We start from the raw sequence: 23,445 nt of genomic DNA on the forward strand, positions 1-23,445 counted from the left end.
AGTTGGTTTTGGATGGTCTCTTCCAACTTTCTCAAACAAGTGATATGGAGATACATGAGCTTCTCTAAGTTTATGAATCTGACTTCTTCAGGAAATATAGCTGGCCAGCAGCTTTTGGTAACTCTGTCATAAAGGGTTCATCGAAAATTCATAGCCGATGTTTTAAACGGACATACCTCCCTTCTACCTTACTAGTCTGATTGTTAACTGACTTTTTTATTGAGGGAGAATTTATGAAGCCGCAACTGCGTTTGCTGAGTGTTATTTGCCCGCTAATCTTGCTGGCGGGTTGTGATGATGAGACCGTAGAGGTCGAGGTTCCGGTGGAAGTACCGGTTGAGGTGCCGGTAACGGTTAACCCGGAACACAAAATGCTTACGGACCCCTTCTTGCAATTGCCTACAGAAAACAGTGTAAATGTAGTGTGGTTTACTAACTTTGAAGGTACTGCTCATGAGTTACATTACGGCGATCGCTCCACCACCGACGTTACCACCACTGCGCTTACCCGCATGATGGAGGACGCTTCGTCTTCAGTTACCGGTGAAACTTACGATGAAGTCACCTACCGCAACGTGTATCGCCATGAAGCCACAGCAAACGGGTTGACCCAGGGCGAGCGTGTAACTATCACGTGTCCAGTACCGACGAAGACGGCTTTGCTTTTAACAGCGAGCAGTTCACGCTTGCTCCAGCGCCGACCGAAGGTCAGGCCATGAAAATACTGCTTACCTCTGACTTACAGTCGAAAAAAAATGTGGTAGCGAACTATCAAAAAGTAGTGGAAACCGTGGGGACTCCGGATGCCGTGTTATTTGCTGGCGATTTTGTAAACGTTCCTGACCGCGCGTCTGAATGGTTCGATCAGGCGCAAGACAATGCACCAGCCTTCTTCCCTGCGCTGCAAGGCCATTATCAGGCATATATGCCGGGCTTTCCGTACAATGGCGGTGAAATTTTGCAGCACGCACCCTTGTTTGGCACCATTGGTAACCACGAAGTCATGGGCCGCTATACGCCTGATGAAGACGGCTATAGCTTAAACGGTAGCTTTAACGACCCACAACCTGCCTGGTTTGCTGAAGTGGCCTACGAAGAGGTAGCTGCAACGGTCAACCCCACCGGCGATGCCGACATAAAGGCTCAGTGGATTGCCGACCACTCTCACAATCAGCAGAGCTTTTTGGATATTTTCAGCTTTCCGGAAGACGGCCCAGCTGGTGAAGACTACTACGCCGCTAAGTTTGGTGATGTATTTATTATATCCATGAATGTGTCGAGGATATGGCGCTCTTGGAGTGTGTCTGGTGCCAATAAATCTAAGTTTGTAGAAGCTACTGAATCGTTAACCTCTCCATCTGATTGGGGGTTTGGTGAGTTCTTGTTTGAGCGTTTCGATGCAGAGTCTGAGCAATACGCGTGGTTGGAAGAGGTCATGGCGACTGATGACTTCAAAAATGCAAAATACAAGGTGGTAATGGCGCACCAAGGCGTATTCGGCTTAGGTGACAACACCCTCCCCGTGCTGGCACAGCCCATTATGCAAGTAGTGCAAACTGACGCTACCGGTGCTGAGACCATTGAAGAATTTACATTCCCCCTCACCGCCACGCAATGGACAGAAAACGTTGCGCCTTTACTCGAAGAGGCGTCTGAAATTCGTTACCAGTATCCGCTTGCTCAAGATGTGTGGCTAAACGACATCGAGCCACTGCTTCTCGATAATGATGTGGACCTGGTTCACATTGGTCACTCGCACTTGTGGAACCGAGCACAAGTAGGCAATTTGCATTACTTAGAAAGCTCTAATGTAGGTAACAGCTATGGTGCCTACTATGTTGATACTTCCGGTGAGTACACCAGTGATGTGCGATCCAGTTACGCCGATTTCTGGGACGATGTAAACTCAGCAACGCCGCGCTGGGACATTGCAAACTACCCGCCAAATGGCGATCCTCAAGGCCGTGTAATGAGTTTCCCAACGGTTTTTAGCCCGATGGATGCAGAAAATGAGAGTTACCCGAATCTGCCCTTTGTAGCCAGCAACACAATGTCGGTTTTCTCTATACTTGATACCGGATCGGGCAGGGTAAAAAGCTACGTGTTCGACCCTACTGATTTAGATTCAGAAGTTACGTTGTTCGACGAGTTTTCGCTGAACTAAAAAAGTGAGCGCAGTACTGTACTCTGTTTTAATAAACACCAAGGCATGCTTAACTAGGCATGCCTTTTTACAACTTTCTTCGCGGCTTGTAGATGCACAAACAACATTTACAGTATTAGCACTGGAAAGGCACTCTTTGGCGGCCTTTCTTGTTTTAGGCCCTCACATTCAGGTTATTAATTACTCGCCAATAACATAGGTGGCTTTGCCACCTTCGGCAGAGGTAAAAGACCCTGTTTGTCCCTCTAGGGCCTTAATCATGTCGCACTCAATAATGGTAAAGTGGCTGCATGCAACACCTTGTTGAAATGTGCCAATGTGGCTTATCACCAATCGACAAGGCTGATTATCAATAACGCCGTTAATGTATTCAAAGCCACTGAAACTAGCATCACCTGCAGCACTATAATGCATGTGATAAAACACCTCGCTGGTGCCTGTTAGCTCGCCGCTATAGTGCTGGGAAACTTTGGCAATATTGAGTTTACTGCCCTGCTCAAAGGCTTTTTCAGTCGTTTCCTGCCAGTCGGTTATCGAAAACATGCCTTGTAGCGTCATTTAAACCTCTTTGTTGTATGTCGTATTTAACTTTGCAGGTTATCATTGCCGCCGCCTCTGGTATTGTAAAAACACGACACTAATCTTTTAATAAGAGCCATCGATTTGCAACACAGTCATCATCCTGTATCCGGCGTCATGCATCACAGTGACAGTAAAAAACACTACCGTCTGCGCCGTTATGTGCCTGACACGCCACTGACAAACCTTGTTGAACAGTACTGGTTGGTGAACTGGCAATTGAAAAGCGGTGTTAAGCATGTGCAGAAGAATTTGCCTGATCCTAACTTTCACTTAACCTTCGATGGCGCTGGTGTAAAATTGATCGGGCCGGTGAGCAAAGTGTATCAATATCCGATGGCTGCCAGTGGTTTTGTGATTGGTGTTAAATTTAATCCTGGATCACTCAATGTGTTGTTGGACAGCCCACCAAGCGATTATGTCGATAAGGAACTCTCTGCCAGCAAATATTTCGGTCCAGATGTGAATGGCATTTTTGCAACAGGTGCTGTTGCCCTGGCTGACGAAAAGATTGTATCGGCACTAAATCAGTTCTTAGTGCGCTTTGTAGAGCCTGTTACGGCACAGCAAACGCAGGTGGCAAGGCTTCTGGAATGCATAAAAAATAGCGGTGAGATTTATACCGTTGCGCAACTGGCTAAGCGCGCTGACCTTTCGGTGAGGACTTTACAGCGATTATTTAACAAATATGTTGGGCTGTCGCCAAAATGGCTGTTGCGCAAATACAGGTTGCATGACGCACTTGCGGAGCTTGAAACAAACACACTGACAATGATTGAACTCGCCGCTCAGCTTGAATACACAGACCAGTCGCACCTGAACAGAGACTTTAAAGATATGCTGGGGATGTCACCAGCGCAGTACCTGTCAGACAGGCATGCGCCGGAAAACACACCCTCGTAATAAGAGTGCATACTAGCCAGCTAATTTAGCTACCGCTGCTTTTAGCTCGGTGTTCAGGGCTTCATCTGTTGCTTTGCCAGCTTCCATGTCGAACTTGTCGTAGAAACCGGGTACTGAAACCGTAGCTTTAACATTAGCGGCGTAGAAAGGCGCAGAAGCTTCAGCTGCGGCTAATACTGATTTCGCACCGCTTGGGCCTGGAGAGGTTGCCAGATAAACCGCCGGCTTTTGTTTGAACAATTCACGATCGATACGCGTTGCCCAGTCAAACAGGTTTTTATACGCCGCTGGGTAATGGCCGTTATGCTCAGCATAAGAGATAACAAATGCATCAGCGTCGGCCAAATCGTTTAAAAACTCTTTAGCGCCGTTAGCCTGGCCAATTTCTTTTTCCAGATCTTCGCTGAACATAGGTACATCATAATCATTGATGTCCAACACTTTAACTTCTGCGCCGTCAACCAGACCGGCAGTATAAGTAGCCAGTGCCTTGTTGATTGAAGTTGAACTGGTACTTGCTCCAAAAGCTACAATTTTCATAGTATGCCCCTTGCTAATTTAGTGATTGTGGTAATGATAATGGAGCCTGAAAAGCACATCCATCAGATTAAAACCCCACAGATATTCGTTTTTTCAGAATGATGTTTACAAATTGGACAAATATTCGTCAGTTAAAAACGAAGGCACAAAATACGATTTCCGTTGTGCGAGGCGGCTGGTATGTGTGCTAATATGACGCCGTTTTCCAGGGACAGAGCAGTAGTTTGAATAAGCGCGTTATCTTTCATGTGGGTCCGCCAAAAACCGGCAGTTCGGCGATCCAACAGTTTCTTCATCAACATCGTCAGCAGCTATTGGCGTCGGGGGTTTTATATCCTGCGCACTCAGTGGATGAAAACGGCATTAGCTCCGGTAATGCCAGAGAAATTTGCGCTCCGGATCCAGAGGGCCGCCTGGCACTGGATCATCAAAAGTTAACCAATGTTCTCAACGCCTTTGAGAACAACCCTAAAGCTCACATACTTCTGTTAAGTTCCGAATCGTTTTTCAGAATTATTGATGACATTATTCAGGCTGTGCCTGATGCTGAAATTATCTGCTTTTTGCGTAATCCGGTAGAGTTTCAGCTGTCAATTTATAACCAGTCGGTTAAACGTCATGGTAATCAAAAACCATTTACACCTGGTAAGCGCCTTAATCTCGGTCAATGGGATAACATATTAAAAACCGCTAACCAACTCGAAGCTCATCAGCTTCACTGTTTCGCTTATAAAAATCATGGTGAAAAGGGCAATGTTATTCCCGACGTTCTTGGCGTGTTAGGTCTGCGGAATGAACTTTCAGTGAGTGATAACTCGGTGAATGTCTCGTACAGTTTCGCCGCGCTCGAACTCAAACGTTGGCTCAACCAATTCCCGATTAGCGCCTTGCAGGGGGAGCTCGATGCTTATTTGCAGGCTGTCAGTGCCGGAGCAGATCGTTATCGTTTGTTAGATGATGAAACCCTGGCTGCGTATAAACAGCAGCTTGCCGAGGTCACGACTAAATTTCAGCAGTTATTGCCTGAGCAGGACTGGTTTCTGGTTACTGAAGCGCTTACTAACGTTGCTGCATTGCCCTGGTATCAGCAGGGTGTGCATGAGTCGGATATTGCCGGTTTGGTCTGTCAGTTGCGACGAGACAAGCGAATGCTTTTCAGGGCGCTCAGCATACTCGTTGATTCAGCCGAACAACCGGTTTACAACGCGTCGCTAAAGACCTTGTTTGAGTTGAGCCCTAGTGCGCGCTGGTTAGCTGCATTGCCATTATTCGGTAAGCGCATGCTGGGCGATATCAGACAAAAACAGAATATTTCAGCGCAAAAACCGACGCTGCAACCCCCGGCATCGCTTAATAACGCGGTAAGGGTCACCAATGCTGACATCATTCCGCAATTATCCGGTTCGACGCCGGCCAGAGTCCGCGGTGGTGTGCGGGCACAGGACCTGCCGGAGTTTGCCCATCAGTTTCGGTATCAAAAAATCAGGTTGCAGCAAACGGCACCAGTGTGCGTGACCGAAACTGAAGTACTGGCAAATCAGCCAGAGATCAGCCGTACTAAAAAGGGTCATTACTATTACGGCGGACCGGCGTTCAGTAACTTTGGGCATTTTATTGCCGAATCGATACATCGGTTAGCTGCTCTGCCCGGAGCCGAGCAGCAGGCTAATATAAGCAAGGTGCTTTTTTTACCTCAGTTGCACCGCCGCTTACGTATATTAGCCAAACCGTTATTACCGCCTAATTTTTATGAAATACTGGACTATCTTGGCGTAGATAAAGCGCGGGTAGTGTTAGTTGATAAGCCGCAGCGTGTTGAAAACCTCTGGGTCGCGCCACAGCAGAGCCTGTTTCGCATTCGCAGTGAAATTTCAACGGATTATCGTCAGTTTCTGCTGGAATGCGAGCGCCGTGCCGAGATCGCGCCTGATAAGCAATTGCCCGCAAAAATTTATGTGAGCCGCACGCCGTTTTTATTGCGGGGCAGCTTCGCGGGGGAGCGGTATGTTGAGCAATTTTTTGCCCGGCAAGGTTACACGATTTTCCGACCAGAGAAGCACGCATTACATGAACAATTAGCTTACTACAAGAGTGCCAGCGAAATCGTGCTTGCCGAAGGAGCTGCCTTGCATGTTATGGAATTGCTTGGCGACATTCCGGCTCGAGTAACCGTGCTTCAGCGTAGGAATAATTCTGATCATCTGTTTGGGCCATTATTAGAGGCCCGTTGTAAGAATGTCGACTTTTTCGGAACCCTGAAGGTGTTGCCGTCATTATTTGTTCTAAAAGGTTATAAGAGTGCCGCCCACGGCAGCGCTTTGTCTGTTTTGCACGCAGAAGCGCTGAGTGATCACTTAACGCAGCACCTCGGTCTGGACCACTTTGACGTTAATGAATTCTTAGCCACTGTTCAGCTGGATATTGCTGCTTACCTGCACGCCTATGCAGACATTCTTCGTGCCAACAATGATACAAAACACTTACCGGACGAATTTATTAAAAAAGTCGACGACTTAGAATCAGACTATCGCGGTGAAATGCCAGCTAACTGGCAACTTGATTAACTGCTCAGATGTGTTGTATCTTGCCACATTCAAAAAAAGCTAGCGTAAAAAGCAGCTTATAGACGTAGTAGTATTAAACGGAATTTCCATGCTTCGCCGTAGTTTGTTGCGAATAGCCCTGCTTAGCTGCATTACCTTTAACGCTCTGGCGCAAACAGCCTCTGATGGGGAGATTGCTTCGCATCCTGTCTGGGCGCAGTTGTTGCACACCTGGCAAACGCCGGTAACGGGTAAGTCTCAGTTGTTTTATCTGGCGGCCGACGGTAGTGAAAGCCCCTTAGCAGAACTTCAGGCGACCCTTACTGCGTTTCAGCAACACCCACAATCTCAATGCCGGTATCCGGCACGGCGACTATTTCTGCAGCGCTATTATCCGGCCCGTTATTTTCCGGCCGTACAATGCGCCGACTATCAGGCGTATATGGACGCCTTTGTCACTGACAGTGTGAGCCTCATCTATGCGTCGGGTTATCTGGGTAATCCGGCCTCTATGTTTGGTCATGTATTTCTGAAATTTAATAGTGACGGCGAACATGATTTGTTGGATAACACGTTCTCCTACGGTGCCAGTGTGCCCGACGCAGACAACAAGCTCGCTTATATCGTTAAAGGGATAAGCGGCGGCTACGAGGGGCACTTTACCAATCAGAAATACCATCATCACGACCTTACTTACAATGAGTCCGAGCTACGCAATTTATGGGAGTATCGCTTAGATCTTGGCCGCTCAGAGGTGGCGTTTATTCTTGCCCATTTATGGGAACTTGAGAATACGTCGATGACCTACTATTTTTTCCGGCAAAACTGCGCCTATCAACTGGCAAAGTTACTGGAATTGGTGATCAATACGCCGCTTACTGAGCCGGGTAAATACCAGGTTATGCCGGTGGATTTGATAATGCGCTTAAACAAAGCGGCAAACAGTTCACCGCTTTATACTGATGTGCGTTTTCATGGTTCACGTCAGCAGGCGCTTTATGAGCATTACTCGCAGTTGAACGCAATGCAGCAGAATACGCTTATGGCCATAATCGCAGCACCCACCTCGCACACCACAATGCTTATAGCAGCTTTGGACGATGAAGATGCTAAGCCGGTTATCGACACCCTATACGATTATGTGGCCTTTCAGGAAGTGCGTCAGGATGAAGTGTCGGCGGAATTACAAGAGAAAAAACGCTTAGCCATGGCGAAACGCTTTGCCATGGCACCAGGCAAGGTGCAATGGCAGAGCTCAACACCTGTAGCACCGCACCATGCTCAGTTTACGTCATTGTTGCAAACCGGTATGACCGTAAATAACGGCGTCTCTTCAGTCATGTTCAGGTATCGCGCCAGCTACTATGATTTGCTGACCTATAACCCGGGCCGGATTCCCTTTTCTGAGCTCAGCACCTTCGATTTGCGTTTGGCGTACAGTGATAACCATGAACTATCGGTCCAACAGTTCAATTTACTTAGCGTGATAAACCTAAACGCCTCACAAACGGGACTGCCCGGTGACGACGCCCTGGCCTGGAAAATGGCGCTGGGTTATCGCCAGCAATCCAATACCTGTCGCCATTGCGGCAGCGCATATGTTGAAGGGTTTGTTGGCAAGGCCTGGTCACCCTCTGCCGGCCAGGTATTTTACGGTGCTGTTTCCGGTACCGCTACCAGTTCCAATCGCATGGGCGGCAACCTTGCCGCCGGTGCCGAAATGGGAGGTGTAATAACCTTTACACCAAAATTCGCAATGTCCTTCTCTGCCGGGCATCAATGGTATGTAAATGCGTTGTCTGAACATCGTCAGTATGTTCAGGTGGAATCCCGTTGGTTGATAAGTCAGCACTGGGATCTGCGGGCAACCTATCAGTATCTTGGACAGGCGGAAGCAGGGGTGCATATTTCATATTATTACTAAAAAGGAAAACTACAATGTTCAAGAAGATCGCAATTGCTGCAACACTGATGTCTGCAACGTTATCTGGCCAGGCTATGGCTCAGGAAAACATCAACCCATGGAAACACTGTGGTATTGGTGCAATGATTTTTGATGACAATGGTACAGCGGCGGCAATCTCAAACATTATCTGGGATTTAGGTACAACTGCTGTGTCTTCAAAAGTATCTTCTGCCGATTCTTGCGAGGGTAAACTGGTTACTGCTGCAGTATTCATTCAGGATAACTTCAAAAAAGTGATGGAAGAAACCAGTCAGGGCGAAGGTGAGCACCTAGTTGCCATGATGGATATTCTGGACGTAGCACAAGCCGAGCGTGGTAAAGTTATCGCGGCGGTACGTGCGGATATGGCCAGTGTTGTGGCAGTTAACGCTGAAACATCACCAGAAACCTATTACAACGCTGTTGTTGCTAACATCTAATCACTTATCAGTGACAACCAAAGCGCGGCGTTTTGCGGCGCTTTGCATATCTGCGCTCAATACTCAATTCCCCGCCCGCACTATTTACCTACTTCTTTGAATTACATTATAAGTAAGAGTTATAAGACTTAAACGTTTCATAAGCGGTATTTACGTGTTTAAGGTTAAATTTTCTCTTTCAATTTCGATTTTATTTATGCATTATTGGCTCCTCGCTGTAATCCTTTCCTAAAACTCCAATAAAAATGGAAGATTACAAAGTTGTAGATATAAACCAGTTTTATAGAGCGAAAGCTTTACAATTTTGTAATAAATGGATCAAAAGCACCTTGTGGCAACAAACAGATACCGCTTAATCGCTCATTCAAAATAGCGGTTAGGTTAATTTTGCCCGGAGGAAAGGAGGATACTCTTGAAACTCTTAGTTCTAAACGAAGCAAGGCACGCTATTGATGATAGCTTTGTCGAACAGCGCTGTGCGGTAACGCCTGCCACGGTTATGCGGTTTTCCCGAATGGGCTTTACCGTCATGATTGAACAAGATGCAGGCGCGTTATCAGGCTATCCCGATGTCGCCTACACCGAACAAGGTGCCACTATCGTAGAGGCCACTGCCGACGTGCTGGGTGATGCTGATATTGTGCTCTATGTTAATCGCCCACTGAGTAGCCAGCTTGCACAACTCAAAGCCAACGCATTGGTGATTGGTCATATCGACCCGTTTTTCCAACAAGAACTGGTTGAGAGCATGGCCTCCAAAGGGTTGTCCACACTTTCAGTTGAGATGATCCCGCGTTCTTCCCGCGCCCAGAAAATGGATGCCCTGAGTTCTCAGGCGAGCCTGGCAGGTTATGTGATGATGATGCAGGCTGCCAATGCGCTGCCAAGCATTCTGCCTATGATGATGACCCCGTCCGGTACGATTAAGCCGGCCAAAGTGTTTATTATTGGTGCGGGCGTGGCCGGTTTACAGGCCATTGCTACAGCCAAGCGCTTAGGTGCCAATGTGCTGGCTTATGATACTCGCCCGGTTGTAGCGGAGCAGGTCGAATCCTTAGGGGGTAAGTTCCTCAAAATCGATATTGGTGAAACCGGTCAGACCAAAGACGGTTATGCCAAAGAACTTACCGACGAACAAAAAGCCACACAGCAGGAAGCACAGCGTGACGCGATTGCCGATTCAGACATCGTGATCACCACTGCTCAGCTGTTTGGCCGCAAACCGCCGGTGCTGATTTCCAGACAAACCCTGGCTCTCATGAAGCCCGGCAGCGTTGTAGTGGATATGGCGGCAGTGTCAGGCGGTAACGTTGAAGGCTCTGTGCCTGGCAAAACGGCTGTGGTCGAGGGTGTTACCGTCATTGGCGACGGTCACTGGAGCCAGCGCGTAGCGCGCGATGCTACCGATATGTATGCCAATAATCTGATCAACCTCATTGATGAGTTTTTCGATAAAGAGTCCAAGCAGTTTACGCTGGATCTGGAAGACGAAATTCTTGCTCAAAGCGTGATTACGCACGCTGGCGAGATCACCAATGACATGCTCAAAAACGCATACAAAGGGGGCTAACGCATGGAAACTATTTACCTGATCTTTATTGTTCTGCTGGCTGCCTTTTTAGGTTTTGAACTTATCCGCAAGGTACCGGCTACGCTGCACACACCGTTAATGTCCGGCTCTAACGCCATCTCTGGTATCACCCTGGTAGGCGCTTTGGTCGCTTCCGGCTCAGACAACAATACGCTAACCACTATTTTAGGTACGGCGGCCGTTGCGCTGGCCAGTATCAATGTAGTGGGAGGGTATATGGTTACCGACCGTATGCTCAGCATGTTCAAGAAAAAACAAGGCAAGTAAGGAGATTATGCTGTGAGTGATAATGCATTGATCATTAATCTTGCCTACGTACTGGCAACCACGTTATTTATTGTTGGCCTTAAATTACTCAGTCATCCGTCGTCGGCCAAAAAAGGCAACCTGGTGTCGGCTGTGGGTATGTTTATCGCCGTGGTCGTTACCTTAATCGACCAGCAAATTATCAGCTATCACTGGATCCTGTTGGGTTTTGTGATTGGTGGCGCCTATGGTGCCTGGAAAGCTAAAACCGTGGAAATGACCTCCATGCCGGAAATGGTGTCGCTGTTTAACGGCTTTGGTGGCGCAGCTTCACTGCTGCTTGGCTGGGCAACAGTGTCGGGGATGAACGCGATTACACTGGCAACTACCGACGCGCTGATTTTCGTGACCGTGTTTCTGACCATATTAATCGGTGGTATTACCTTCTCTGGTTCAGTGATTGCCTGGGGTAAACTGTCGGGTAAGATGTCATCGAAAGCGTTTATTTTTACCGGTCTGCGCGAGCTGAGTATTCTGCATCTGATTGCTTTTTTTGTGGTGGGTTACTTGTTTGCCACCGATCCGGGTAATCCGTTGTGGCTCTATGTGTCTATCGCACTGGCGTTAAGCTTTGGAATCTGGGCCACCATTTCCATTGGTGGTGCTGATATGCCGGTCGTTATTGCGTTGCTTAACTCCTACTCAGGCGTGGCAGCCTGCGCCGCTGGCCTGGCGGTAGCCAACACTATTTTGATTGTCACCGGTCTGTTGGTGGGGGCATCTGGCCTCATCCTGACCAACATCATGTGTAAGGCCATGAACCGTTCATTGATGAATGTGCTGTTATCGGGTTTTGCCAAGCCGGTGGAGATGGGGGAAGCCATCCAAGGTGAGGTCAAAATCATGTCTGCCCAGGATGCTTTCTACGTACTGGAAGCCGCCCAGTCAGTGCTGGTGGTACCGGGATATGGTATGGCGGTCGCGCAAGCCCAGCATGCGGTTCGCGAGATGCAGTCGCTGCTGGAAGAAAACAACTGTACAGTGGAATATGCTATTCACCCGGTAGCAGGGCGTATGCCCGGCCATATGAACGTACTGCTGGCTGAGGCCGACGTGCCTTATGATTTGCTGTGTGAAATGGACGATGTAAATCCGCGCATGGAAAATTACGACGTGGTTATCGTTATTGGTGCCAACGACGTGGTTAACCCTGCAGCGAAAGAAATGAAAGGCAGCCCGATTTACGGTATGCCGGTTATCGAAGTGTATCGCGCCAAAACCGTGTTTGTACTTAAGCGCTCAGCCAATGCTGGTTTTGCCGGGGTTGATAACCCGCTGTTCTTTAAAGATAACACCCGCATGGTACTGGGTGATGCGAAGGAAACTATCAATAACATCGTTCGTGAGTTTGGTGACGACTAATCGTTACGCTTAGTCAATCACCGTAAAAATGGCCTGCATAAGAGAATTGTGCAGGCCATTTTTTGTTTTGGCTGATACTATTGGGAACGGTTTCCGGCAGATGATTATTGGAGAAAGCGGTGAAAGATAAAGTCCTGTCAGTTGCACTGGTGTGTATTATTGCGCTTAAGTGCATGGACCTGTACATCGATTTTTCAGAAGACCTTGAACTTATACACATTGTTCAGGAGTCTTTATTAATCCTTATTTCTTCGGGTCTGTTTCTCTTTTTGATTTTCGATATCCGTCAGCGTTCCACAGCTTTAAAAGCACTGCGGGCAGATCTTGAGCTTTCTAATTCCAAGGTCAACCAGATGAGTGAAGAACTCAAGCGTTCCAAACGGGATTTCTTCGCTGCTGTTCAGGAGCAGTTTGACCGCTGGCAACTCACCCCCAGTGAAAAGGAGGTGGGGTTATTTTTGCTCAAAGGCCTAAGCCTGAACGAAATTGCAGAGTTGCGGCAAACTTCCGAGAAAACCATTCGCCACCAGGCGTCGGCAGTGTATAAGAAGTCAGACTGCACCGGCCGCCATGAATTAGCGGCGTTTTTCTTTGAAGAGATGGGGTAGGGGCTATTTCACTCCGGTCACGGCCATAGCACGGCGCATATAAGCAATCTGCTGCGCCAGTGGTAACTCTTTCGGACAAAAATCTTCACACCCCAGCATGGTCATACAACCAAATACACCGTCATCGTTACCTATCACTTCATAAAATTGCGCATCAGTGCGATTGTCCCGGGGATCAATCTTAAAGCGTGCCAGCTGATTAAGGCCTACGGCGCCCACAAATTCTGGGCGCATTTGCGCAGTACCACAACCGGCAATACAGCAACCGCATTCGATACAGCGTTCCAATTCGTAAATTTGTTCCGCTTGCTCTGGTGCCATTTTTTCTTCCATCGCATCAAAATTGCTTACTTCGGCGCTATGGATCCAGGTTTGTAAATGTTCACTCATTCCGCGCATCCATTTACCTGTGTTCACCGATAAATCGCCAATCAGCTCAAAGCCGGGTAACGGCATTAAGGTTACTTTTGCCGGGAGCTGACTAACCAGTGTTCTGCAGGCAAGCCCCGGACGGCCGTTAATTAACATGGCGCAACTGCCGCAAATACCAGCCCGACAGACAAAATCGAACTGTAATGAAGGCGCTTGCCTGGCGCGTATCTCGTTGAGTGCGATAAACAGCGTCATGCTGTCGGCTTCTTCCAGTTCATAGTGTTCAAAATGCGGCTCACTGGTGTCGTCATACGGATTGTGCCGAAAAATGGCAAACTCAATGGTTCTCGCAGTGCTGACCGTTACCGGAATGGTGTTTTTGGGTGAGACATTCATGCATCAAGCTCCTCTGACAAACGGGCATTGCGGCCACGGAAAGGTTCAGGCAAACAGTCAGCAAAAGGCATCAGTTGCTGTTGTTTAGCAAAGCGGTCTGCTTCGCCCGCTTGCACGTTATCTACCTCAGCCTGACGAGTATTGGTATCAGGATGATCAATGCGCTCTTTGCCGCCATAGCCGCGCCACCCGGGTGGGAGCTCCATACTCATTACATCGAGCGGTTCATAGTCTATGGCAGGTGAAGCAGCTTCCGGTGACCAGCTGGTAAGCGTGCGTTTAAGCCAGTCTTTATCATTTCTAAGTGGAAAATCTTCACGGCAATGCGCACCTCGGCTTTCTTCCCGGGCCAATGCGCCGCTGGCCACACACAGGCTGAGTTTAAGCATCTTTTTGGCCCGGTATGCGGCGCAGAGTTCCGGGTTAACGCCGCGACTGGTGTCGCTCACTTTTATCCGTTCGGCACGCTCGCAAAGCGTTTGCAATTCGGTCACCGCTTCAGTCAACTGCTCGCCATGGCGGAAGATGCCAACCTTTTCGGTCATGACCGATTGCATGGTTTCGATAATCTGCCAGGCGTTTTCGTTGTTATCGCTGCGCTGGAATGAGGCAAGTTCATCACAAACCGCTTTAACCTGGCTATCAATCGCCGTTGAGTTGATGGTCAGGGTGGCGTCTGTTGTCAGGCTATCGGCCATAAACTCCCCTACAATCATGCCTGCCACCACGGTTTCTGCCACCGAATTACCGCCTAAACGGTTAAAACCATGCATATCCCAGCACGCGGCTTCTCCGGCGGCAAATAAGCCTTTTAGCGTAGGTGATTCGCCACGGTAGTCGGTGCGAATTCCGCCCATGGAGTAGTGCTGAGCCGGGCGCACCGGAATCAGCGACTCGGTGGGGTCGATGCCTAAGAAATACTGGCAGATTTCTTTTACTTCGCGGAGTTTACTGTTGATGTGCGTTTTACCCAGCAAACGGATATCCAGCCATAAGTGCTCGCCGAAACGTGACTGCACGCCGTGGCCGTTGCGAATATGGGTTTCCATCCAGCGTGAGACCACATCGCGTGAGGCGAGCTCGCGTTTCTCAGGCTCGTAGTCAGGCATAAAACGGTGTTCTCTGGCATCCAGCAGCAGACCGCCGTCACCACGACAGCCCTCGGTGACCAGTATGCCGGCAGGAAAAATGCCGGTAGGATGAAACTGCACCGCTTCCATGTTGCCAAGCTTGGCGATGCCGGTCTCAAGCGCGATGGCTGTGCCAATGCCCTGATTGATTACCGCATTGGTCGATACCCGGTAAATGCGACCAAAGCCGCCGGTGGCGATGCAGGTGACCCTCGCCAGGTAAACAATAAGCTCGCCGGTAATAAGATTACGAACTATGGCGCCCTGACAGCGGCCGTCTTCGTGAAGCAGAGCAATGGCTTCCATCCGCTCGTGCACTTCGATGCCTTCGGCAATGGCCTGATTGCTCATGGTATAAAGCATCGAGTGGCCGGTACCATCGGCAACATAATTGGTGCGCCATTTGGCAGTACCACCAAAGTTACGTGCGGTAATCAGCCCGTGGGCTTCATCGCGTTCGGTGATAGTGACTTCTTCACCGTTTATCACGCTTTTGTGATCACCTTTTTGTACGCGATTCCAGGGAACGCCCCAGGCAGCAAGTTCGCGAACCGCTTTCGGTGCGGTATGCACAAACATGCGAGCAACCAACTGATCAGCTCCCCAGTCGCTGCCGCGAATAGTATCGGCAAAATGCACATCTTCGTTATCTCCCCATCCCTTGGCACTGTTGCCCAGGCTGGCCTGCATACCACCCTGAGCCGCAGCGCTATGGGAGCGCTTAGGAGGCACAAGGCTTAAAATAAGTGGCGTAAATCCGCGGCGTTTAACACCAATAGCGGCTCTTAAACCGGCCAGACCGCCGCCTATAATCAATGCATCGGTTACAATAGTTTGCATTAGTGGTTGCCTCCCTGCGATGCATTGTTTACCTGCGAATATGCTGCTGGCTGATAACGTTCTCCGGCCCGGTCCTGGTGCTCATAACCTATTTTCATGTAGGCGGCCAGGGTCATCAGTCCCAGTATCAGAAAGAATAAGGTGAGTACCCATTTAGCAATGGTCAGGCGTTTGCGGCCAACTTTCGGATCCTTACCCATAAACCAGCCCCATTTTACTAATACCCGATACAGGCCAATGCCGCCGTGTAGCTCTACCACAAACAGCAGAACCAAATACAGAGGCCACATGCGCCCTGTCCATACTCGGTCGGATGAGGCGAAGGGGCCAATGTCCGCCGGATGCATAATGAGCTGGTATAAATGTACCGACGCTAAAAAGAATAGCGCAAAGCCGGTAATTACCTGCACATACCACAAGTAGCTGTCGATGTGTCGAACCCCGCCAAGGTGCTTATGCAAAGTGCGATACTGGCGGTGGGTGGCCGGAAACTTGCGCATTGCCAGAAACGCGTGCAGCACAATTAACGACAGGATAAACAAAGCAAACAGGCTCACCAGAATGGGATAGCCCTTGCCAAATAGGGGCTCGCCTTCAAACATCTTGGTGATCCAGTACATGGCATCGTTGCCGAGCAGAATGCTCGAGACCATAAACATGTGTGCCCACATAAACAGGGCCAGGATGATACCGCTGACACTTTGCAGCATGTCCATTACCGCGGGGCCGCGGGGGCTGGTTAACGGGGTTTTAAACAGCACAGTACTTTCTCCCTGAAAGTCGGGTTCCCTGAGTGCAGGGAAGATTAGCCTGAGTGGTTGAATGTAAAGGTTACGTTTTACTTTGTTATGACATGGCTAGTTGGGATTGAATAAAACGTCAGCACTAACCATGTGGTATTTGTTTTAGCTTAGGGTACTAAAAAGTACCGCGCAATGCACCGGCAAGGTGATCATACAAGTGTTTGTTCTGGATCATAGAGGCCGGACCCGGCGGATAGGGGAATTTATAAAATCTCGATTGTTCGGGCAAACAGCCAATAAAATGGAATTATCTTTCTATCCGCACACGATTAATTCGAACGACCAGTGGGCAGCAACAATGGTGTTGTCGTTAATGAATATGCCGTTGTTATTCTGTGTCGACAAAATAGCACCGGTCCTGTTTTGCTGATTGCGCGGTGACAACGCGCATGCCAAATATTTTACCGATGATGCGTATCACGCAACGGCTGAGCTTAATGAGTAGCTCATTCTCGCCGGTACGGTACATGTCGATTTATACGATCAACCGGATAAAACCCCCTCCGTTAAAATCGACGCGTTTTTTAGCGACAACCTGCAGGAATAATACTGTTAAACCGGAATATCATCCTACTGATATTCAAACAGGCTACTTTGCCATGTGCAAAGTGGCCTGAACCGCTTTATGCCACTGTGTTAACCGATGTTCCCGGTCGCTGTCTGATGCCCCGGCTTCAAACTGGCGCTGGCAAGGGTTTGCCTTCGCCAGCTGTGCCGGCTCGTTGATATCGCCAGCCTGAAAAGCAGCCAGTAACGCGGCGCCAAGCGCTGTGGTTTCCATCACTTTTGGTCTTACAACCGGGACATCCAGCGTATTAGCCAGGTACTGGCAAAACCAGTCATTGGCAACCATGCCGCCATCCACCTTCAAAATGGTCGGGTGATTACCGCCGCTACTCATGGCCGTGACTAAATCGTGAGTTTGAAAGCAAATTGACTCCAGCGTGGCGCGAACAATGTCATTCGCAGTGGTGGCGCGGGTAATGCCGAATACCGCTCCGCGGGCATCGGGAGCCCAGTGCGGGGCACCAAGGCCGGTAAAGGCAGGCACCACTACCAGGCCATGTTCGTTACCCACCTGCCCGGCAATAGCTTCGGAATCGGCGGCTTTTTCAATCAATCCAAGCCCGTCGCGCAGCCACTGCACCGCAGCCCCGGCAACAAAAATGGAGCCTTCTACCGCATAATGAGTAACGCCATTGAGCCGATAAGCGATAGTGGTAAGCAGGCCGGTGGTGTTGATGTCACAGTGACTACCGGTATTGACCAGCGCAAAGCAACCCGTACCATAGGTAGCTTTAACGCTCCCCTGAGTTATGCAGCCCTGGCCCACCATAGCTGCCTGTTGGTCGCCAGCCACACCGCTGATGTTTAGCACTACCGGCAACAGGCCTGGTTGTGTTCGGCCAAAGTCGTCGGCACATTCTTTTACCTCTGGCAGCAGGCCGGTTGGAATATCAAACAGCGCTAAGAGTTCCTCATCCCACTGCTGGCTGTGAATATTAAACAAACTGGTGCGACTGGCATTGGTCACATCAGTGGCGTGCACGTTGCCGTTGGTTAAGCGCCAGATTAAAAAGGTATCAACGGTCCCAAACAGCAGTTTGTTATTTGCTGCCAGCTCGGCCGCGTCTTCAACATTGTCGAGGATCCAGCGTATCTTGCTGGCCGAAAAATACGGGTCCAGTTTGAGGCCGGTTTTTTGTTGCACCAGGTTTTCATGCACCGATAAGCTGCTGCAATAGCCACTGGTGCGTCGGTCCTGCCAGACGATAGCATTATATACAGGTTGGCCTGACTCTTTATTCCATACCAGGGTGGTTTCCCGTTGATTGGTGATCCCCACATGCTTAACTGAGAGTTTGAGATCGCTGGCAACGGTTAACGCCTCACGAGCCACATTCAGTACTGACTGCCATAGCTCTTCCGGATCCTGTTCTACCCAGCCATTTTTTGGGTAGTATTGCGGAAACTCCCGCTGCGCCGTGTATAGCATTTCAAACCGTTGGTTAAACAATATGGCCCTTGAAGAAGTGGTTCCCTGGTCGATAGCCAGGTAGGCAGAATTCCCGGTTGCAGCAGGCATACATCGCTCATTTTTTAATTAGTTATACTTCTGTAGTTTAACGGGATAAAAGCGGAACGCCAGTTATCCGCAGGTACGCTTTATTCAGTATTCCACGCAACTGGCTGCCATCCGGCAGCCTTTTTTAATCGCACGGGTTAGTTAAGTAGCATCAGCAAACCACCGCCAATCATAAACAAGTTTTCCGCCAATGAGACAAAGCCCAGGGGCACATTGCTGTCGCCGCCTACGCAGGCACATTTGAGTTCACGTTTATTTACATACACCGCTTTAAATACCGATACGGCACCAACAGTACCAATAAACAGGGATACCGGAGCAACCCACAGGGCCGGAAAAGCGGCAATCATACCGATACCTGCATAAGCCTCTAAAAAAGGATAAATATAGCCGTACCGTAGCCAGCGCATGGCCAGCAAATCATAAGTGATAAACGATTGGGTAAAACGATATAGATCCTGCAGTTTTTGTACTGCCAGAAAGCACATGGTCACGGCAATAAAAAGCAGTAATGAAGATACACTAAGCAGGCTGCTGGCCGAGGCTAACTGCCAACCCAGGGTCATTAGTGCTGCTACCGAGAAAATGGCGATTACCGGTGTGTAGGTAGTACCGGTCTGGCCTGCTTCGCCTTTACCAAAATATTCGCGCAGGTCGTCGTAACCGCCAATTCGCTTTCCATCGATAAAAGTTTGCGGGGTGGTTTCTACATCGTGTTGTTGTTTAAACGCATCGGTTTCTGCGCGGGAAGATAACTGATGATCTTCCACCTCAAACCCTTTCCGCTCCAGTAAATCTTTAGAGCGCAGGCCAAAAGGGCAGATATGTTGTGATGTCACCATGCGATAAAGTTTTGCTGTGTTGCTCATGACGTCCTCCGCAATGAAAATTATTCACCCACCGACACGACCAACCTGTAATAACTACATCTCAGTACGCAAAATTAGGGGGATAAAGACTCTGCAGAACATGGCTGCAGGAACCATTCCTGTATGGTGAGTCAGGAGGGTAAGCTACTCAGAGGGGGATTCAGGTAAAATCGAACTCAAAGTCGTAGTAGTGCTTACCTTCTACGATTTGGATTTGCATGTTGCCATATAAGCCGGTTAAGTCTCCGGAGGCGGAGTCAGGCACGACGACAATAGTGAGTTTTTGTTCACCACGGCTCATAATACCGAGGTGCTGCAGGGAGAAACAGCCTCTTTTACCTAGCAGCTCCCCGGTAAAGGTTTCCATGGCAACATAACCTGCTGAACCCTGAACGGCACTGCGTTTGCTTAGCATCTGACCATTTGAAATGCCAGCAAGCTCACCGGTGAACGTTTTCTTGATCAACATCCTGCCCATATCCAGCTCATCCTGTTGCGGGGTTAACTCAACAGCAAACTCTCCTAATACACGCTGCATTATCTCATACTCCTTGGCGTGGACTTATCCCGGCACTGCGAAATGCTCACGAATGATGTGTTAATATCATGAATTTGTTCTACTTTATGGTACGGTGATGTGTAAAAAATAGTCAACACATTTCTATCATATTGATTGAATACGTAAAAAAGCAATAATCCGACTCAATGGCTGACGCGTAAATTGTCATAGCGCTGACTGCAAAGACCGTTATAATACGCGCCATGTGCACGACAGCTGCAAATCATTATTACCAGCACGCAAAAAATTTAAGGTGTTAACGATGGATGGAACTTCTAAGGAGTGGTCTGTTGAAGAGGCGGAACGCGTATATGGCGTTTCCCGCTGGGGCGGTGGCTATTTTCACATTGGTGAAAACGGCAATATTAAGGTCACCCCCAACCCTTCGGATCCTTCAATTCAAATCGATTTTAAAGCGGTCATTGAAGAGATCCATCAAGAAGGCGTGCAACTGCCCGTTGTAGTCCGTTTTCATGATATTTTGCGCTCTCAGGTTGCCAACCTGAACACCATCTTTCGTAATACTATCGCTGAGGCAGATTATAGCGGTGAATACCAGGGTGTGTATCCGGTAAAAGTAAACCAGATGCGTGAAGTGGTAGAAGAGATTGTGGATGTGGGCGAACACTACAATTATGGTCTGGAAGCTGGCTCCAAAGCTGAGCTTATCACTGTGCTCGCGCTCAACACCAATGAAGACTCGTTAACCATTCTAAACGGTTATAAAGACGAAGAGTTTATGCGCCTGGCTTTGCTCGGTCGCAAACTGGGTCGGCGCATGGTAGTGGTGGTGGAAAAATACTCAGAGCTTCTGTTACTGGTTAAAATCTCCAAAGAGCTGGGCATCGAACCGTTAATTGGTGTACGCGCCAAGATGACTGTGAAAGGGCGAGGAAAATGGGAGAGCTCCGGTGGTGAGCGCGCCAAGTTTGGTTTGAGTTTTGCCGAAATTATCAATACTGCCCGTTACCTCAAAGAGCAGGGCATGGCTCACTGCCTCAAATTATTGCATTTTCATATTGGTAGTCAGCTCACCGACATTCGCTCGGTAAAAGAAGCGATTTCTGAAGGTGGCAGGATTTATGCGGAAATGCATAAGATGGGCTTCCCGCTGGATTATGTTGACGTTGGCGGCGGTTTAGGGATCGACTACGACGGTACCGCTTCTACCAGTGAATCCTCGCGCAACTACTCCATGCAGGAGTATGTGGCAGATGTGGTCTATGGTATGAAAGAAGTGTGCGATCTGGAAGGCGTACCACACCCTCATCTGGTTAGCGAAAGTGGCCGCGCGATTACCGCACACCACAGCTGCGTCATCACTCAGATCATGGGTGAAATCCGTTCCAACAGCGCTGGCGTAGACACCTGCGAGGCCGAAGGCGAGCATTATTTCGTTAAGAACATGCGGGAAATGGCCAGCACCTTCGACCAGCAAACCAATATGCAGGAGTTATATAACGACGCATCGCAATATAAAGAACAGGCATTGGATGCCTTCAAATTGCGTGTCCTTTCGCTGGAAGAGCTGGCAAAAATCGAAACTCTGTACTGGGAAATTATGGTGCGCCTGCAAGAATATTACGCCCATGCGGAGTATGTTCCTGAAGAATTGCAGGAACTCGATTACAGTTTATCTTCGCAGTATTTGTGTAACTTCTCGGTGTTTCAGTCGGCTGCTGATACCTGGGCTATCGACCAGTTATTGCCGGTCGTGCCGATCACACGTATGAATGAACGCCCGGAGGTGAACTGTTCGCTGGTAGACATAACCTGCGACAGCGATGGCAAAATCGATCAGTTCACTGTAGGCCGCGAAATTACCGACGTATTGCCAATGCATAAGCTGAAGCCGGACGAACCCTACTATATTGGCCTGTTCCTTACCGGCGCTTATCAGGACGTTATGGGTGACATGCACAACTTGTTTGGTCGCCTGAACGAAGTACATATTTTCAGTTACGACGACGATCCGGAAGATTTCTACATCGAAGAAGTGGTGAAAGGGACATCAGTGGAAGATGTGCTGAGCATTATGCAGTACAACCCCAAAGCCATGGCTTATGATGTTAAGCGGTTAATTGATAAGCAGGTTTCAGCAGGAAAGATCAAACCCCGTGAAGGTGTACGCTGGACAGACTTTTACGAGGCTTGTCTGAGCGGCTATACCTATTTGAAAACCGGTAAGTAACAAGGAGTCCTGCTCGCAGCTAGGCGAGCGGGCAACTATTCTTGCGAGCGACGCTTGGCCTGTTCAAAATAGGCTTCCCAAAAGTCGGCAGTCGTGGTGTTTATGAGGTTAGACTCGGCGTTCATCAGCATCACATAGCCGGCTTTGTATTTGGGAGAGAAGGACACATCGGCACGATAGCCTTTTACCCAGCCACCATGATAGTTAAGCACTTCACCGGCGTAATCATAGATGCGCCAGCCAAGTCCGTAATGCGCATCGTTCAGGTCTTCACGCCAGCCGCGGCGATAAACTTCTCTTGTCGTGCGCACTCTCGGCGTTGTGACCGCAGTGACCACATCTTCTGGTACTACCGTTGGAAACTCCAGTAACATAGCCTGTAGCCAACGTGTCATGTCATTGATACTGGCGTTGACCCCGGCCGCAGGCGTAAACCGGTAGTAATTACTTTCCACCTGACCTTCGCGCCAGCGATTTCGCGCAATCGCAATATGGGGGCGAGCCCATTGTGCAGACGCGAGCAGTCCGCCCTTGCCGGCACTGGCGGTATCCATACCCAGTGGCGTGAGTAATTGCTCCTGAAGCTGGCGCTGATAGGACGTGTTACGACTGACAAAATATTCCTGGATCACACCAAACAAGGCGTTCTGGTAGGTATAACACTCCCCCGGGTTACATAATGGCTTGAGTCCGGCGAGCTGATTAAGTACTCGTTTTAACGGGTAATTGGCCTCAATCAGGTTATCGTATGCGTTCGGCATAAAGCCACTGGACTGGCCAACAATATGGCCCAGTGTCATGCCCGGATTCAGCGTGCCAGCAGCGCCCAGCGTTGGGCTCATTTCCGTCACCGGAGTGGTCCAGTCGAGTTGCTTTTGACGTACCAGTTTGGCCATCAGTACGGCCGTGAAAGTTTTTGATACCGATGCCAGGCGGAAAACAGTGTTTGCATCAACGGCTTTTCCGCCACTGTGGGTTCGGCCATAGACTTTGATTACCGGTGACTCGCCCTGTTGATAAAACACCATGGCGTAGCCGGGGACATTGTATTTGCGTGCGTCGCGTTCTACCTGAGCAGCATAGTCTTCAAACCACTGGTCGGCGGCGATTGTGGTGTTACTAACAATGCATCCAGGCATTACACACAGCGCGATAAAGCAGTATCGACGCAGCAGGTCCAAATAAGGCAAACAAAAACTCCGGAATAGGGGATTGAAT

The 23,445-nt window shown here is 49.1% G+C and carries 20 protein-coding genes; 11 read left to right on the forward strand and 9 right to left on the reverse strand.

What is annotated here, in order from left to right; genetic code table 11:
* Positions 1–233 precede the first annotated feature (233 nt).
* Positions 234–719: a fibronectin type III domain-containing protein gene (locus tag AC2T0J_RS08260; protein WP_489809656.1), complete on the forward strand. Its 486-nt coding sequence runs from the start codon at positions 234–236 to the stop codon at positions 717–719.
* The gene (locus AC2T0J_RS08265; RefSeq protein WP_489809657.1) at positions 716–2,164 is read left to right on the forward strand and encodes a metallophosphoesterase; all 1,449 of its coding nucleotides are present in this window, start codon (positions 716–718) and stop codon (positions 2,162–2,164) included. The genes AC2T0J_RS08260 and AC2T0J_RS08265 overlap by 4 nt, the downstream gene beginning before the upstream one ends.
* Before the next feature lie 180 nt (positions 2,165–2,344).
* On the opposite strand, the gene AC2T0J_RS08270 is transcribed toward AC2T0J_RS08265, so the two are convergent.
* Positions 2,345–2,722 carry a DUF3224 domain-containing protein gene (locus AC2T0J_RS08270; RefSeq protein WP_489809658.1) on the reverse strand — a complete coding sequence of 126 codons (378 nt, stop codon included), beginning with the start codon at positions 2,720–2,722 and terminating at the stop codon, positions 2,345–2,347.
* Between the two features lie 105 nt (positions 2,723–2,827).
* Between AC2T0J_RS08270 and AC2T0J_RS08275 the strand changes: the two genes are divergently transcribed.
* On the forward strand, positions 2,828–3,646 hold the full coding sequence (locus AC2T0J_RS08275) for a helix-turn-helix domain-containing protein (protein ID WP_489809659.1): 819 nt from the start codon (positions 2,828–2,830) through the stop codon (positions 3,644–3,646).
* A 12-nt stretch (positions 3,647–3,658) separates the two neighbouring features.
* Here the strand turns inward: AC2T0J_RS08275 and AC2T0J_RS08280 are convergent, their stop codons facing one another.
* Entirely contained in the window at positions 3,659–4,186 is a 528-nt protein-coding gene (locus AC2T0J_RS08280; protein WP_489809660.1) for an NADPH-dependent FMN reductase, read from the reverse strand.
* A 224-nt stretch (positions 4,187–4,410) separates the two neighbouring features.
* Between AC2T0J_RS08280 and AC2T0J_RS08285 the strand changes: the two genes are divergently transcribed.
* The 7 genes from AC2T0J_RS08285 to AC2T0J_RS08315 all read left to right on the forward strand — a co-directional run bounded on the left by AC2T0J_RS08285 (position 4,411) and on the right by AC2T0J_RS08315 (position 12,981).
* A complete protein-coding gene (locus AC2T0J_RS08285) occupies positions 4,411–6,750 on the forward strand; it encodes a glycosyltransferase family 61 protein (RefSeq protein WP_489809661.1) in 2,340 nt (779 codons plus the stop codon).
* 88 nt (positions 6,751–6,838) lie between these two features.
* Positions 6,839–8,653, forward strand: coding sequence for an Lnb N-terminal periplasmic domain-containing protein (locus AC2T0J_RS08290; protein ID WP_489809662.1), 1,815 nt, complete (start codon positions 6,839–6,841; stop codon positions 8,651–8,653).
* Between the two features lie 14 nt (positions 8,654–8,667).
* Positions 8,668–9,114: a DUF3015 family protein gene (locus tag AC2T0J_RS08295; protein WP_489809663.1), complete on the forward strand. Its 447-nt coding sequence runs from the start codon at positions 8,668–8,670 to the stop codon at positions 9,112–9,114.
* Positions 9,115–9,526: 412 nt separating this feature from the next.
* Positions 9,527–10,684, forward strand: a complete 1,158-nt coding sequence (locus AC2T0J_RS08300) for an NAD(P) transhydrogenase subunit alpha (protein WP_489809664.1) — start codon at positions 9,527–9,529, stop codon at positions 10,682–10,684.
* Between the two features lie 3 nt (positions 10,685–10,687).
* On the forward strand, positions 10,688–10,972 hold the full coding sequence (locus tag AC2T0J_RS08305) for an NAD(P) transhydrogenase subunit alpha part 2 (RefSeq protein WP_489809665.1): 285 nt from the start codon (positions 10,688–10,690) through the stop codon (positions 10,970–10,972).
* A 12-nt stretch (positions 10,973–10,984) separates the two neighbouring features.
* Entirely contained in the window at positions 10,985–12,373 is a 1,389-nt protein-coding gene (locus AC2T0J_RS08310) for an NAD(P)(+) transhydrogenase (Re/Si-specific) subunit beta (protein ID WP_489809666.1), read from the forward strand.
* A 119-nt stretch (positions 12,374–12,492) separates the two neighbouring features.
* Positions 12,493–12,981, forward strand: coding sequence for a helix-turn-helix transcriptional regulator (locus AC2T0J_RS08315; RefSeq protein ID WP_489809667.1), 489 nt, complete (start codon positions 12,493–12,495; stop codon positions 12,979–12,981).
* Positions 12,982–12,984: 3 nt separating this feature from the next.
* Here AC2T0J_RS08315 and AC2T0J_RS08320 read toward each other — a convergent pair whose 3' ends face one another.
* The 6 genes from AC2T0J_RS08320 to AC2T0J_RS08345 form a co-directional block, all read right to left on the reverse strand.
* Positions 12,985–13,749: a fumarate reductase iron-sulfur subunit gene (locus AC2T0J_RS08320; RefSeq protein ID WP_489809668.1), complete on the reverse strand. Its 765-nt coding sequence runs from the start codon at positions 13,747–13,749 to the stop codon at positions 12,985–12,987.
* Entirely contained in the window at positions 13,746–15,719 is a 1,974-nt protein-coding gene (locus tag AC2T0J_RS08325) for a fumarate reductase flavoprotein subunit (RefSeq protein ID WP_489809669.1), read from the reverse strand. Before AC2T0J_RS08325 ends, AC2T0J_RS08320 begins: the two co-directional genes overlap by 4 nt.
* Positions 15,719–16,480 (reverse strand): fumarate reductase cytochrome b subunit, encoded by a 762-nt coding sequence (locus tag AC2T0J_RS08330; RefSeq protein ID WP_489809670.1) that lies wholly within the window; start codon positions 16,478–16,480, stop codon positions 15,719–15,721. The genes AC2T0J_RS08325 and AC2T0J_RS08330 overlap by 1 nt, the downstream gene beginning before the upstream one ends.
* A 631-nt stretch (positions 16,481–17,111) precedes the next feature.
* Entirely contained in the window at positions 17,112–18,608 is a 1,497-nt protein-coding gene (gene glpK, locus AC2T0J_RS08335) for a glycerol kinase GlpK (RefSeq protein WP_489809671.1), read from the reverse strand.
* A 137-nt stretch (positions 18,609–18,745) separates the two neighbouring features.
* Entirely contained in the window at positions 18,746–19,477 is a 732-nt protein-coding gene (locus AC2T0J_RS08340) for a MauE/DoxX family redox-associated membrane protein (protein WP_489809672.1), read from the reverse strand.
* A gap of 160 nt (positions 19,478–19,637) precedes the next feature.
* Positions 19,638–20,015 carry a DUF3224 domain-containing protein gene (locus tag AC2T0J_RS08345; protein WP_489809673.1) on the reverse strand — a complete coding sequence of 126 codons (378 nt, stop codon included), beginning with the start codon at positions 20,013–20,015 and terminating at the stop codon, positions 19,638–19,640.
* A gap of 283 nt (positions 20,016–20,298) precedes the next feature.
* Here AC2T0J_RS08345 and speA point away from each other — a divergent pair, with 283 nt between their 5' ends.
* Positions 20,299–22,227 carry a biosynthetic arginine decarboxylase gene (speA, locus tag AC2T0J_RS08350; protein ID WP_489809674.1) on the forward strand — a complete coding sequence of 643 codons (1,929 nt, stop codon included), beginning with the start codon at positions 20,299–20,301 and terminating at the stop codon, positions 22,225–22,227.
* A gap of 35 nt (positions 22,228–22,262) precedes the next feature.
* Here speA and AC2T0J_RS08355 read toward each other — a convergent pair whose 3' ends face one another.
* Positions 22,263–23,366: a serine hydrolase domain-containing protein gene (locus AC2T0J_RS08355; RefSeq protein WP_489810306.1), complete on the reverse strand. Its 1,104-nt coding sequence runs from the start codon at positions 23,364–23,366 to the stop codon at positions 22,263–22,265.
* Between the last annotated feature and the right edge of the window lie 79 nt (positions 23,367–23,445).

This window comes from Alteromonas sp. ISO5 (assembly GCF_058105165.1).